Raw genomic sequence first — 14,327 nt, forward strand, 5'->3', positions numbered from 1 at the left:
ATGGAAAAGACGATCCTGCTTTGCGCCGGCGGAACGGGCGGGCATCTGTTCCCGGCCGAGGCACTTGCGTTCGCGCTCAAGAGCCGTGGCTGGTCCGTCCACCTTGCGACGGATCATCGTGCCGAGACCTACGGCCAGAATTTTCCGGCCGACGAGACGCATATCATCCGCTCGGCCACCCCCTCGGTGAAGTCACCGAAGGTTCTGATCGCTGCGGCGTGGAGCCTTTGGCATGGCTATCGCCAGTCGAAGGTGATGCTGAAGCGGCTGAAGCCCGCTGCCGTCGTCGGCTTCGGCGGCTATCCAACCGTGCCGCCCATGCTGGCGGCGGCCCATCTCAAGATCCCGACCGTCGTTCACGATGCCAATGCCGTGCTCGGTCGCGCCAACCGGCTGCTTGCGTCGCGCGTCAGCGCGCTGGCGACGAGCTTCGAGCAGGTTGGCCATGCGAGCGCCGCAGGCAGCAAGGTGGTGCTGACCGGCAATCCGGTGCGCCAGGCGGTGATCGATGCCAGCACAGTCGAATATCCGCGGATTGCCGCAGACGGTTCGCTCAACCTCGTAATTTTCGGCGGCAGCCAGGGCGCGCGCTTCTTCTCCGATCTTCTGCCCGAGGCGTTAGCCAAGCTCGACGCGGCGGCCCGTACGCGGCTGTCGATCGTCCAGCAGTGCCGCCCAGAGGACATGGACCGCGTTGGCGCCGCCTACAAGGCGTTGGGCATTGCGGCTGAACTGGCGCCGTTCTTCAAGGACATGCCCGCACGGATCGCAAAGAGTCATCTCGTCATCTCGCGTTCCGGCGCTTCGACCGTGTGCGAACTGGCCGTTATCGGTCGTCCGGCCGTCATGGTGCCGCTGCCGGGTGCCATCGATCAGGACCAAAGCGCCAACGCTCTCGTGCTGGCCAAGGCCGGCGGTGGCTGGGTCGTACCGCAGCCCGAGTTGACAGCGGACCGTCTGGCGCGCGAATTGACCGCCTTTCTGGCTGAGCCGGGCCGTCTGGCCCAGGCGGCGGCCGCAGCAAAATCAGTCGGACGCCCTGACGCCGTTGAACGCCTGGCCGATCTGGTCGAGCGCGTAGCCGGCGGCGAGCGGCTCGGCAAATCTACCGGAGTTTAAGTCCATGAAAATGCCCCGTGACATTGGTGCCGTCCACTTCGTCGGTATCGGCGGTATCGGCATGAGCGGCATTGCCGAGGTGCTGGTTAATCTAGGCTACCGGGTGCAGGGTTCGGACACGGCCGAGAACGCCAATGTCGTGCGCCTGAAGTCCAAAGGCGTCACCATCGCCGTCGGCCACGACGCGGCCAATCTGGGCGATGCCCGCGTCGTCGTTGTTTCCTCGGCCATCAAGGCCAGCAATCCCGAGCTGAAGGCTGCCCGCGAGCGCCTGCTGCCGGTCGTGCGGCGCGCCGAGATGCTGGCCGAACTGATGCGCCTCAAGAGCGCCATCGCAATTGCCGGCACGCATGGTAAGACGACCACGACCTCCATGGTCGCAGCCCTGCTCGATGCCGGCGGCTTCGATCCGACCGTCATCAATGGCGGCATCATCAACGCCTACGGCACCAATGCGCGCATGGGCGCCAGCGACTGGGTCGTCGTCGAAGCGGATGAGAGCGACGGCACCTTCGTCAAGCTGCCTGCCGACGTGGCGCTCGTGACGAACATCGATCCCGAGCACCTCGACCACTACGGCTCGTTCGACAAGGCGCGCGACGCCTACAAGCAGTTCATCGAGAACATTCCGTTCTACGGCTTCGCCGTGATGTGCCTCGATCATCCCGAGGTGCAGTCGCTGATCGGCAAGATCGAGGACCGGCGCATCATCACCTACGGCGCCAATCCGCAGGCCGATATCCGCTACAGCAATTTGCGCAATGAGAGCGGCAAGTCGATCTTCACCGCCAGCATCCGCGACCGCGTGACGGGCGAGACGGCCGAATTGGTCGACCTCGTGCTGCCAATGCCGGGCGAGCACAACGTCCAGAACGCAACGGGCGCCATCGCCATCGCGCACCATCTCGGCATTTCGAACGAGGCGATCCGCAAGGGTCTTGCTGCCTTTGGAGGCGTGAAGCGCCGCTTCACCCACACGGGCACCGCGAACGGCGTCGAGGTGTTCGACGATTACGGACATCACCCCGTCGAGATTGCCGCCGTGCTGAAGGCAGCGCGCGCCTCGACCAAGGGTCGGGTCATCGCCGTCGTACAGCCGCATCGCTACACGCGCCTGCGTGATCTCTTCGATGGTTTCTGCTCGTGCTTCAACGACGCCGACACTGTCTTCGTCGCGCCGGTCTATGCGGCCGGCGAGGCGCCGATCGAAGGCATGGACAGCGAGCATCTTGTCGACGGACTGAGGGTGCGCGGCCACCGTGATGCGCGCGTGTTGGAGGGGCCGCAGACGCTTGCTGCCGAGGTCGCCGCCATTGCCAAGCCGGGGGACTATGTCGTCTGCCTCGGCGCCGGCTCGATCACCACCTGGGCCTATGCCCTGCCGGGCGAACTCGAAGCGCTGGCCGCCGTCGCCTGAGCGGTGGCCCGTCGCGGGAATAGTCTTCGTGGTCGCCCATTTCGACGGGATATCCACCGTTTGCCGTCAGGGGATTCCGACCGCGCGAAAAAATGATCGCCCGACTCAGTTCTGACGCGACCGATTGACTCAGTTCGAAAGGCGGCCCCGCAACGGGCCGCCTTTTTCATTTTGCCGGGCTCTGTTGGTTAACGCTTCTTTACCATTTTTCGTAGATATTCCGACCAAGGCGATTCGGTTGGAAGGAAAGCGTTTTGGCGAAGCATGTCGCCGTCCTCATGGGCGGGTGGTCCAGTGAACGACCTGTGTCGCTCGACTCGGGAAATGGCTGCGCCGATGCGTTGGATCTGGCCGGATATCGGGTTACGCGCGTCGACGTGCAGCGCGACGTCGCCGAGGTTCTGGCGAAGCTGAAGCCGGACGTCGCCCTCAACGCATTGCATGGTCCGTTCGGCGAGGACGGCTCGATCCAGGGCGTCCTCGAAATCCTCGGCATTCCCTATACGCATTCCGGCGTCCTCGCTTCGGCGCTTGCGATGAACAAGGCGCGCGCCAAGGACGTCATGCAGGCCGCCGGCATTCCCGTCGCCGACTCGCTGCTCATCCATCGCCTGGAGGCGGCACGCGCTCACGCGATGGAGCCTCCCTATGTCGTCAAGCCGGTTGCCGAAGGGTCGAGCTTCGGTGTGCTGATCGTTCGCGAGGACGCGATTAACCCGCCTCAACAATTATTTGCGGATGACTGGGCCTTCGGCGAGACCGTTATGGTCGAGCGTTACGTTGGGGGACGCGAGCTAACCTGTGGCGTAATGGGCGGTGAAGCCCTTGAAATCATTGAGCTCATCACGGCCGATGGCGGCTGGTACGACTATGATTCCAAATATTCGGACCATGGTGCCCGCCACGTAATTCCGGCGCCGCTTTCACCAAATATTTACCAAAGTATACAGAATCTAGCAGTACGGGCGCATCAGGCTCTCGGATGTCGCGGCATCAGCCGGGCCGACTTCCGATACGATGATCGCCCGGACGGTACGGGGCAGCTGGTTTGTCTCGAAGTGAATACCCAGCCGGGCATGACAGCGACGTCGCTGGTCCCGGATATGGCGCGATACGCCGGGATCGACTTCCCGGCATTGGTCAGTTGGATGGTGGAGGACGCGTCTTGCGGCAGATAAGCCCGAGATCGACCAAGGAGACGGCGGGCGATGCGCCGGCAACAGAGATGGCCGCTGGCCTGAAACTGTCGCCTTGGCTGCGTCGGCGGATCCGTACCTTCTCGCGCATCAACTGGCGGGTGCCTCGTCACGCCGGCCTCAAGGGCACGGCGTTGCTGTTCGCCGCCACCGGCATTGCCGGCATCATCTCTGCCGATCGGGTCGACGAGACGGTGACGTGGCTGAGCTCGGCTTCCGGCCTTGCCATCGAATCCGTGAAGATTACCGGTCAGACCGAGACCTCGGAGATCGCCGTCCTTAACCGGCTGGAATTGCCGCCGGAAGCTTCGCTCGCGACCTTCGACCTGTCGTCGGCGCGTGAGCGGGTCGAGACACTGCCTTGGGTCGAGAATGCGACGCTGCGCAAGGTCTATCCGGCGACCCTCAAGATCACCATCGATGAGCGCAAGCCCTACGTTCTGTGGCAGCGCGACCAGACGGTTTCCGTCATTGACGAGCAGGGCCGCGTCATCGGGGATGCCTCCGACACCCATTTCCGCGATCTGATCCGGGTCGTGGGGCAGGGCGCCGACAAACGTGCCGGCGAGGCGATTGCTCTTGCCGCCAGCGCATCCTCGATCCGTTCGCGCCTTCGCGCCGCCGTTCTCATCTCCGAACGCCGTTGGAACTTCATGCTGGACAATGGCGTGACGCTGATGCTGCCGCAGGAAAAGCCCGAAGCGGCGCTGGCCGTGATCGCGGATCTCGACGCCAGGAATGGCCTGCTGTCGAAGGACGTCGTCAGCGTCGACCTTCGCCTCGGCAATCGTATGTTCGTGCGCCTGACGCCGGAAGCGGCCGAGCGGCGCACGGTTGAAATCAAGGAACGCGAGAAGCTCGCCAAGCGTAAGGGAGCGAGCACCTGATGTCCCTTTTTGTGTCATCCGACAGCCGCATGCGTCCTCTGCCGACCAAGAAAAGCACCGTTGTGTCGATCCTCGACATCGGTTCGTCCAAGATCTGCTGCCTGATCGCCCGGCTGAAGCCGCGCGAGGTTGGCGACGTCCTGCCCGGTCGTACCCATGCCGTCGAAGTCCTCGGCATTGGCCATCAGCGGTCGCGCGGCATCAAGTCCGGTGTCGTGATCGACCTCGACAAGGCCGAGCAGGCGATCCGCCTGGCCGTAGACGCGGCTGAACGCATGGCCGGCGTGACGGTTGAATCGCTGATCGTGAACGTCTCCTGTGGCCGCCTGGCGAGCGAGGCGTTCTCCGCCAGCGTCGCCCTGGCTGGCCATGAAGTGGTCGAGGCGGACATCAAGCGCGTTCTGTCTGCTGGTCGCGAGCATTCCGTGACGGACGACCGCGCGGTTATCCACTCCTTGCCGATTGGCTATGCCATCGACGGCAATGGCGGCATTCGCGATCCGCGCGGCATGCTGGGCGAGCGTCTTGGCGTCGACATGCATGTCGTCACCGGCGAGACCGCCCCGTTGCGCAATCTCGAACTCGCCATCGGCCGCTGCCATCTTTCCGTCGAGGCCATGGTGGCGACACCCTACGCCTCGGGTCTTTCCGCCCTCGTCGACGACGAGACGGAGCTGGGCGTTGCCTGCGTCGATCTCGGCGGAGGCACCACGACGATCTCCGTCTTCATGGACGGCCAGTTCGTTCATGCCGACGCCATCGCCATCGGCGGCCAGCACGTCACCACGGACATTGCCCGCGGCCTGTCGACCCGGATCGAGGATGCCGAGCGTCTGAAGACGATGCATGGCAGCGCGCTGCCGAGCGTCTCGGACGACCGCGACATTCTCTCGGTGCCGGCAATCGGCGACGACGACCGCGATCTGCCGAACCAGATCCCGCGCTCCGCGCTGACGCGGATCATCCGCGCGCGCATCGAAGAAATTCTGGAACTCGTCCGGGACCGTCTCAACGCCTCCGGCTTCCAGACCATGGTTGGTCGACGCATCGTCCTCACGGGCGGCGCCAGCCAACTGACAGGAATTACCGAGGCGGCGCGGCGGATTCTTGCCCGCAATGTCCGCCTCGGCCGTCCGCTCGGCGTAACAGGTCTGCCGGAGGCGGCGCGCGGGCCGGCCTTCTCGGCCGCGGTAGGTCTTCTGATCTATCCGCAGGTCGCGCAGATCGAGCAGGTATCCGCGATGCGGGGGCATCGGTTGGCCATGACCGGAACAGGTGGGTACTTCTCCCGCTTCGGTCACTGGTTTCGAGACAGTTTTTAAATAGCGACGAGATGAGGCGCCCGCGGCGGGGCGTTTCAGTGCGATGGAAATATGGTCGGGGAACGCCACCGGCTTAGGGGTCAAGACGACGAGGTCACCATGACGATCAACCTGAAGATGCCGGATATTACTGAACTGAAGCCGAAGATCACGGTCTTTGGTGTGGGCGGCGCGGGTGGCAACGCTGTCAACAACATGATTCGCTCGGGCCTCGAAGGGGTCGAGTTCGTCTGCGCCAACACCGATAGCCAGGCTCTGATGTCGGCTCGCGCCGAACGTCTGATCCAGATGGGCGTCGGAGTCACCGAGGGTCTCGGCGCCGGCTCGATGCCGGATGTCGGCCGCGCTGCCGCCGAAGAAGTTCTCGACGAGATCAACGACCATCTCGCCGGTTCGCACATGGTGTTCGTCACCGCCGGCATGGGCGGCGGCACGGGCACGGGTGCGGCTCCCGTCATCGCGCGGGCTGCCCGCTCGCACGGTATACTGACCGTCGGTGTGGTGACCAAGCCCTTCCAATTCGAAGGTGCCCGCCGGATGCGCGTTGCCGAGGCCGGCATCAAGGAACTGCAGGAAAGCGTCGATACGCTCATCGTGATCCCGAACCAGAACCTGTTCCGGATCGCCAATGAGAAGACGACCTTCGCCGACGCATTCGCGATGGCCGACCAGGTCCTGTATTCGGGCGTTGCCTGCATCACCGATCTGATGGTCAAGGAAGGCCTGATCAATCTCGACTTCGCCGACGTTCGTTCGGTGATGCGCGAGATGGGCAAGGCGATGATGGGCACCGGCGAAGCTTCGGGCGAACGCCGCGCGATCCTGGCTGCCGAAGCCGCTATCGCCAACCCGCTGCTCGACGAAACCTCGATGCACGGCGCCCGCGGCCTGCTGATCTCGATCACCGGCGGTCGTGACCTGACGCTGTTCGAAGTTGACGAAGCCGCGACCCGTATCCGCGAGGAAGTCGATCCCGACGCGAACATCATTCTGGGCGCCACGTTCGAGGAGAGCCTCGAGGGTGTCATCCGCGTGTCGGTCGTCGCGACCGGCATCGAATCGGACGCCAAGGACGAAGTTTCGCCCGGCGACCTGCGCACGCAGGATATGGCCGCCCGCATGAAGGCCGCCGCCCAGGCAGCCGCTCCGCAGGGCCAGCCCCAGAACCGCCCGTCGGTCCAGACCGAATCCCGTGCTCCGGCACAGGCTCCGGCTTTCCGCGCCGCAGTTCCCCAGCAGCACGCACCCGCTCAGAATCAGGTGCGGGATCCTGGTGTAACCATCGCTCCGATGGCGCCGCCGGCTGTTTCCTACGCTGAGGCCGAACTCGACCACGAGTTCGACATGGTGCCGGCTCCGGTCCGTGATGATCACGTTCCGGCTCCGCAGCCCTTCATCCCGCCGGCAGCCGAGGCTCCCTCCGCTTCCCGCATGCCGCGTGTCGAGGACTTCCCGGTCGTCGCCCAGCGCGAGATGCAGGCCCAGCGCGCAGAGCCCCAGCCGCAGGTCGAAGAGGATCGTGGTCCGATGGGCCTGCTCCGTCGTCTGGCACATGTCGGTCTCGGCCGTCGTGAAGAAGAGCCGGCGCCGCAGGCAAACCGTCAGCAGCCGGCTCCGCAGCAGCGCGCTCCCCAGCAGGGCAGCCCGCAGCAGCCGGTTCGCCAGCCGCAGGCCCCGCAGCAGGCTCCGCAGGCCGGCTACGCAGCCGCTCCGCGTCAGCCGCAGCAGGCCCAGCCGCCGCGCGCACCGCAGCAGGCGCAGGACTATCGCCCGCGTCAGGCAGAACTCGACCAGCATGGTCGCGTGATGCCGCGCAGCGAGGATGACCAGCTGGAAATCCCGGCGTTCCTCCGCCGCCAGGCGAACTAACGCACACAAGCAAGATCGAGGCCCGGCACTGGAGACAGCGCCGGGCCTTTTTCATTCCGGTCCGGGAGCCACGTTACAGAGCGTTAGAAAGAGTGATTTGTTTACCGGCCGGTACACGCTCTATCTATCGTTCACAACATGCTGACGAATCTGATGATTCCGGTTGGCCGTTCGGCGGATCAGGGATCTTGCAGGTCGGAACAGCAGGGGGCGGACCACGGAGCAGTCGGGAATTTTGACAAGCTCTCACGGGGCGATTTGATGGCTAAACGACAAGGCATGCACCAGACCACTTTGCGCGATCGCGTTGTGGTCTCGGGTATTGGCGTGCACAGCGGCAAGCCCGTGGCAATGGTCCTTAATCCGGCCGAGGCCAATATGGGTATCGTATTTCACCGTATTGACGCCGGCGACGGACAGCCGATCCATGCGCGGATCGATCGTCTGTACGCTACCGATTCCTGCACGACCGTTGCCCATGACGGCCTGTCGGTTGCCACCATCGAACATCTGCTTGCGACCTTCAATGGCCTCGGCATCGACAATGTCGTTGTCGAGATCGACGCCGCCGAAGTGCCGATGATGGATGGCAGCGCCGCGGCGTTCGTCGACCTTATCGACCAGACCGAGATCGTTACGCTCAGCGCACCGCGCCGCTTCGTCAAGGTTTTGAAGCCCGTGCGCATCGAGCATGCCGGCGGTTTCTCCGAACTGCTGCCGTTTGACGGTCGTCGCTTCGAGATCGACATCGACTTCGAGTCGCCGCTGATCGGTCGCCAGGCTTTCGTCGTCGATCTGGATGCTACGGTATTCCGGCGCGATCTGGCGCGGGCCCGTACCTTCGGCTTCCTCAAGGATGTCGAATACTACTGGTCGCGCGGCCTGGCGCTTGGCTCCTCGCTCGACAACACCGTCGTGCTGGGTGACGACAAGGTCATCAATCCGGAAGGCCTGCGCTTCGCAGACGAGTTCGTGCGTCACAAGACGCTGGACGCTGTCGGCGATCTCGCCCTGGCCGGTGCGCCGATCCTGGGGGCCTACCGCTCCTATCGCGGCGGTCATCGGATGAACGCCAAGATCGTCGAAACGCTTCTGGCTGATTCGGACGCCTGGACCTTCGTTGAGGCCGCTTCCGTGCCGAAGCGCGACGTCGCGCACGACCAGATGCCGGTTCGGCTGCCTGCGGCGGCCTATGGTCCCGATAAATCCTAGCCTGCAAAAGCGGCAAATTCCGCACAAATCGGGTATTTCCGTCACCTCTCGCAACTCCGCCACGAAATAGCGGTAATGGGTTGCGAGGGCTGGTGGCGTGATGGTGGCGTTTCGGCTAGAGAAGCGACACCGCTTTGTCCCATCGAAAGAGGCGATGCCGGCTCACGCCGGTTCGATGTGTGAATGAACGAAGTTAGCTCGATCCGCCCGTCGACCATTGCCACATTTGGCCGGTTCGGCTCTGTCACGCTGCGTGCCGCCGCGCTCTGCGCTTTGGTGGCTGTTGCCGGCTGCTCACTGACCAAGGACGATGACACGGTCGATGAGCCCGATGTTCCGGCAGGCCAGATGTACAATCAGGGCCTGACCCTGATGCAGAACGGCAAGTTGAAGGCGGCGGCAAAGCAGTTCGAGCAAGTCGACCAGCAGCATCCCTATACGGAATGGGCCCGCAAGTCGCTGATCATGACTGCCTTCACGAACTATCGTCTGGGCAATTATGAAGAGGCTGTCACGGCCTCGCGCCGCTATATCTCGCTCTATCCGTCGAGCCCGGATGCGGGTTACGCGCAGTACATTATCGGCCAGTCCTACTTCAAGCAGATCCCGGAAGTCACACGCGACCAGGAAGCGACGAAGAAGGCTATCGCCGCCATGCAGGAGGTCGTCGACAAGTATCCGACGTCCGAATATGTCGACGACGCACAGAAGGCGATCGTCGTGGCGCGCGACCAACTGGCCGGCAAGGAAATGCAGGTCGGCCGCTACTATCTCGAGCGCAAGGAATATCCGGCCGCGATCAACCGCTTCAAGGTTGTCGTCACCGAATATGCCAACACTCGGCATGTCGAGGAAGCGCTGTACCGCCTGACCGCGACCTATTACGCGATGGGTATCGTTCCCGAGGCGCAGACCGCAGCCGCCGTGCTCGGCCACAACTTCCCGGACTCGCAGTGGTACAAGGACGCCTATTCGCTTCTCCAGACAGGCGGCGTTTCGCCGTCGGAGAACAAGGGCTCCTGGATCAGCCGCAGCTTCCGCGCTGTTACGGGCTAACGGGGACAGGGGCGCGCCATGCTCGCCGCGCTCGCGATCCGCGACATCGTTCTTATCGATCGGCTTGAGATCGACTTTGCGCGTGGTCTCACGGTCCTGACCGGTGAGACCGGCGCGGGCAAATCGATCCTGCTCGACGCGCTGTCGCTGGCCCTTGGTGGCCGTGGCGACGGCGCGCTCGTTCGCCAGGGCGCCAGCCAGGGGCAGGTAACGGCCGTCTTCGACGTGCCGGCCGGCCATCCGGCCCGTACGCTGCTCGGTGGCAATGCGATCGATCATGACGGCGACATCATCCTGCGCCGCGTCCAGACCGGCGACGGGCGCACGCGCGCTTTCGTCAATGATCAGCCGGTCAGCGTCGCGCTCTTGCGCGATGTTGGCGCCTCGCTGGTCGAGATTCATGGCCAGCATGATGACCGCGCGCTGATCGACCCGGCGATTCATCGCCGTCTCCTTGATGCCTTTGGCGCGCTTGATCCCGAAACGCAGGCCGTCGCCGAGGCGTATCGCACCTGGCGTTCGGCCGAGAGCGAGGTTGCTGCCCTGCGCCGTCGTATCGCCTCGGCGCGCAGCGAGGGCGACTATCTCCGCGCCTCCGTCGAGGAGTTGTCAAAACTCTCGCCGCAAGTTGGCGAAGAGACGGAACTGGCGCATCGTCGACACAAGATGATGCAGGCGGAGAAGATCGCCGGCGATCTATCCGATGCGCATGACACCATCGCTGGACACACCTCGCCGGTACCGAACCTGGCCAGCCTCGCACGCCGGCTGGAGCGCAAGCGCGACCAGGCAGGCGGTCTGCTCGATGGCGTCGTCGAGGCGATCGACAGCGCGATCAATGCGCTGGAAGAGGCCGAGACGATCCTGACGCGCTCCATGCGTGACAGCGAGTTTGATCCGAAAGAACTGGAGCGCACCGAGGAGCGCCTGTTTGCCTTGCGCGGCGCCGCCCGCAAGCATGATGTCCCGGTTGAGAACCTTGCCGCGCTACGCGACCGGATGGTCGCCGATCTCGCCGCGCTCGATTCTGGCGAAGAGCGCCTCGCCGCGCTGGAAGCGGCGGCCGAAGCCGCCTGCCGCACCTTCGACGCGCTCGCTGCCGCGCTATCGGCCCGTCGCCGTGCCATAGCGGAAGAACTGGAAGGGCGCGTGGGGGAAGAACTGCCGGCCTTGAAGCTGGAGCGGGCTGCCTTCATCGTTTCGATCGAAACCGATGCGGAAGAGCGCAGCGACGCCGGCATCGATATCGTCAATTTCTTCGTTCGCACCAATCCCGGCACTCGTCCGGGGCCGATGATGAAGGTCGCTTCGGGCGGCGAGCTCTCTCGCTTCCTGCTGGCCATCAAAGTGGCGCTGGCCGATCGTGGTTCGGCGCCGACGCTGGTATTCGACGAGATCGATACCGGAGTCGGCGGTGCGGTCGCGGAGGCGATCGGTCGTCGTCTGGCGCGCTTGGCCGAGCGCGTTCAGGTGCTTTCCGTCACGCACGCCCCGCAGGTCGCGGCGCGGGCCGGCAGCCATCTCCGCATCGCCAAGGATGGCGTCGCCGGTGAGGATCGCGTGGCGACCGGCGTGACGCCATTGCTGGGCGAAGAGCGGCGCGAGGAAATCGCCCGCATGCTGGCCGGCAGCGTCATTACCGATGCCGCACGCGCTGCGGCGCAGCAGCTCATTCACGGACAAGGCTGATCGGCGCTTGCTCTTTGAGCAGCGGGACGGCATTTTGCAGATGTGGTTTGCGGGCTCGCCACAGGCCTGCACGTAGGCGTTAACGTCAAACAACGCGCCGATCGAGCTTGCCCGGAGCAGGTTCGACCTGCGCGGCTTTGCCTCGAGGTCGGACTGCTCTCCTTTCAGGAGTTCCCATGTCCGATAATCCCTCTGCGATCTTGCTTCCCCCCGCGTTGCACGAAACCTACCGCGTTCGCTATCCGCTCAAGATCCGTCGCCTGACCGTGGCGCGCACGACCTATCTGACGCCGACGATGATCCGCGTGACAGTGACAGGCGACGATCTCGAAGGCTTCGAGAGCCGTTCGCATGACGACCACGTCAAGCTGTTCTTCGCTCGTCCGGGCGAGGACGAGCCCTCGCTGCCGACCTTCGGTCCGAACGGTCCGGTTTTTGCCGAAGGAGCCGAGAAGCCGATTGCGCGGGACTATACGCCGCGCCGCTATGACGCCGCGTCTGGCGAACTCGATCTCGACTTCGCGGTCCACGAAGCTGGGCCGGCCACCGCTTGGGCGATTGCTGCCGTCGAAGGCTCGACGCTCCATGTCGCCGGGCCACGCGGCTCGATGATCGTTCCTGACGATTTCGACTGGTATCTGCTGGTTGGCGACGATACGGCGCTGCCGGCGATCGCGCGCCGGCTTGAGGAATTGCGGCCCGAAGCCAGGGTGACGGTGATTATCGAAGTTGGCACTCCTGCTGACGAGATCGCGCTGGCGAGCCGGGCCACGGTCGATATCCGTTGGCTCTATCGCGAGGATGTCGCGCCGGGTGAGGGGACGTTGCTGGATGGCGCAGTCGCGGCGTTCCTGCGTCCCGAAGGCGAGGGCTTCGCCTGGGTCGCCTGCGAGTCCGATACCGCCAAGCGCCTGCGCAAGATCCTCGTCGATGACCTTGGCTTGCCCAAGCAGCGCGTGAAGGCGGCCGGCTATTGGAAGCGCGGCCTCGTCAGCTTCCACGAAAATCACAACGACTGAGATCGTCTCTGCCTGCGGCACGGGCATGGCTCGTGCCGCAGGTTTTTGCCATTGCCTCAGTGCATGGGGCGGATGTTCTGGTTCACCCGGAACAGGTTTTCCGGGTCGTACTTTGACTTCAGGGCCAGCAAGCGGTCGTAATTGCCGCCATAGGTTGCCTTCAACCGGCCTTCGCCTTCGTCGTCCATCATGAAGTTCACATAGCCGCCATCCTTGTTATGCGGATGCACGGCCTGCCAGTAGCTCTTGGTCCAGCGGGTGATCGGACCGGCCTGTTGCGGGTTCGGATCAATGCCGGCGATCACCATCGACCAGCGAGCGTCGCGCGTGTTCCAGGCGGTTTCGTCCTTGCCGACGCGGTGGACGGCCCCGTCGATCGGGTAGAGGTGCATCAGTGACAGCATGCTTGGCGTGTTCGCGGCCTGCTCCAGATGGGCGTCAATCGCCGCGTCGGTCAGTTCGTTGACGAAGTCGCCTTTCCAGTACCATTGCATGCCGGTCGGCATTAGCGGATCGAACAGGCTTTGCAGCGCGGGGAAGGGCATCATGCCCATCCAGTTGACGAGCGGCGGCGGCACACCGTCGAGGAACGGCTTCATGGCCTTTTCGCCTTCCTCCTGCGGTCCGTTGTAGCAAGAGATCAGGGCGCAGATCCGTTTGCCCCAATGCTCCCGTGGGAACGGGTCGGCCGAGGGCATGGTCTTTAGGCCGAAGAAAGCGCCCAGCTTTTCGGGCGCTGCCGGCAAAACATCGCGATAGCGGCGCATGACCTCTGCGGCGTCCTTCTGGTCCCAGAAGATCGGTCCGCCGAAGACCATGTCGACCGGATGCGCCTTGAACAGGAAGCTGGTGACAATGCCGAAATTGCCGCCGCCGCCGCGAAGGCCCCAGAACAGGTCCGGCCGTTCTGATTTGCTGGTCGTCACGAAGCTGCCATCGGCCAGTACGACATCGGCCTCTAGCAGGCTATCGATCGTCAGGCCGTACTGGCGCGTGAGATAGCCGGTGCCACCGCCCAGCGTCAGGCCGGCTATGCCGGTGGTCGAGACGATGCCGGCGGGGACCGCGAGGCCGAAGGCGTGCGTCGCGTGGTCGACGTCTCCCTGCGTGCAGCCGGGGCCGACACGGACCGTCGCGGTATCGGGGTCGATGCGGGCACCCTTCATAGCCGACAGGTCGATGACAAGGCCGTCGTCGCAACTGGCGAGCCCGGGGCCGTTATGGCCGCCGCCGCGAATCGCGATCAGCAGCTTGTGCTCACGGCCGAACTTGACCGCCTCGATCACGTCCGCCACATCGCTGCAGCGGGCGATCAACAACGGCTTCTTGTCGATCATGCCGTTGTAGAGCTTGCGGGCCTGGTCATAGTCGAGGCTGTCTCGGTCGAGGACCGGTCCGCGCAACTTGCCGGAAAGTTCGGCTGCTTCCTGGGAACGCATGGCTTTCCTCCACGGGTTGCCGCGTCTGCCACAAACTTCGGAAGTGCCCGCCCACACGCTACGACAGTGTATTCCTTGAGGCCACGTCGTACTGCGAGCATC

At 64.2% G+C, this 14,327-nt stretch carries 11 protein-coding genes; 10 read left to right on the forward strand and 1 reads right to left on the reverse strand.

The genetic code is table 11. The features are described 5' to 3' along the window. From murG to OSH12_RS08180, 10 genes are all read left to right on the forward strand, one after another. The gene (gene murG, locus OSH12_RS08135; RefSeq protein ID WP_266343018.1) at window positions 1–1,119 is read left to right on the forward strand and encodes an undecaprenyldiphospho-muramoylpentapeptide beta-N-acetylglucosaminyltransferase; all 1,119 of its coding nucleotides are present in this window, start codon (window positions 1–3) and stop codon (window positions 1,117–1,119) included. Window positions 1,120–1,123: 4 nt separating this feature from the next. After that, window positions 1,124–2,536, forward strand: a complete 1,413-nt coding sequence (gene murC, locus OSH12_RS08140; RefSeq protein WP_266343019.1) for a UDP-N-acetylmuramate--L-alanine ligase — start codon at window positions 1,124–1,126, stop codon at window positions 2,534–2,536. A gap of 254 nt (window positions 2,537–2,790) precedes the next feature. Beyond that, complete coding sequence (locus OSH12_RS08145; RefSeq protein WP_266343020.1) at window positions 2,791–3,714, forward strand: D-alanine--D-alanine ligase; 924 nt, start codon at window positions 2,791–2,793, stop codon at window positions 3,712–3,714. Then, window positions 3,702–4,619 (forward strand): cell division protein FtsQ/DivIB, encoded by a 918-nt coding sequence (locus OSH12_RS08150; RefSeq protein WP_266343021.1) that lies wholly within the window; start codon window positions 3,702–3,704, stop codon window positions 4,617–4,619. The genes OSH12_RS08145 and OSH12_RS08150 overlap by 13 nt, the downstream gene beginning before the upstream one ends. Continuing rightward, window positions 4,619–5,941, forward strand: coding sequence for a cell division protein FtsA (ftsA, locus tag OSH12_RS08155; RefSeq protein WP_266343022.1), 1,323 nt, complete (start codon window positions 4,619–4,621; stop codon window positions 5,939–5,941). The genes OSH12_RS08150 and ftsA overlap by 1 nt, the downstream gene beginning before the upstream one ends. A 99-nt stretch (window positions 5,942–6,040) precedes the next feature. After that, window positions 6,041–7,810 (forward strand): cell division protein FtsZ, encoded by a 1,770-nt coding sequence (ftsZ, locus tag OSH12_RS08160; protein WP_266343023.1) that lies wholly within the window; start codon window positions 6,041–6,043, stop codon window positions 7,808–7,810. A gap of 261 nt (window positions 7,811–8,071) precedes the next feature. Next, entirely contained in the window at window positions 8,072–9,022 is a 951-nt protein-coding gene (lpxC, locus tag OSH12_RS08165) for a UDP-3-O-acyl-N-acetylglucosamine deacetylase (RefSeq protein ID WP_266343024.1), read from the forward strand. Between the two features lie 183 nt (window positions 9,023–9,205). Then, the gene (locus OSH12_RS08170; RefSeq protein WP_266343025.1) at window positions 9,206–10,078 is read left to right on the forward strand and encodes an outer membrane protein assembly factor BamD; all 873 of its coding nucleotides are present in this window, start codon (window positions 9,206–9,208) and stop codon (window positions 10,076–10,078) included. Window positions 10,079–10,096: 18 nt separating this feature from the next. Beyond that, window positions 10,097–11,767: a DNA repair protein RecN gene (gene recN / locus OSH12_RS08175; protein ID WP_266343026.1), complete on the forward strand. Its 1,671-nt coding sequence runs from the start codon at window positions 10,097–10,099 to the stop codon at window positions 11,765–11,767. A gap of 176 nt (window positions 11,768–11,943) precedes the next feature. After that, entirely contained in the window at window positions 11,944–12,786 is an 843-nt protein-coding gene (locus OSH12_RS08180; protein WP_266343027.1) for a siderophore-interacting protein, read from the forward strand. Window positions 12,787–12,842: 56 nt separating this feature from the next. Here the strand turns inward: OSH12_RS08180 and OSH12_RS08185 are convergent, their stop codons facing one another. Then, window positions 12,843–14,225: an FAD-binding oxidoreductase gene (locus OSH12_RS08185; protein WP_266343028.1), complete on the reverse strand. Its 1,383-nt coding sequence runs from the start codon at window positions 14,223–14,225 to the stop codon at window positions 12,843–12,845. Window positions 14,226–14,327 lie beyond the last annotated feature (102 nt).

It is taken from the genome of Kaistia terrae (assembly GCF_026344005.1).
GTDB classification, from domain to species: Bacteria; Pseudomonadota; Alphaproteobacteria; order Rhizobiales; family Kaistiaceae; genus Kaistia; species Kaistia terrae.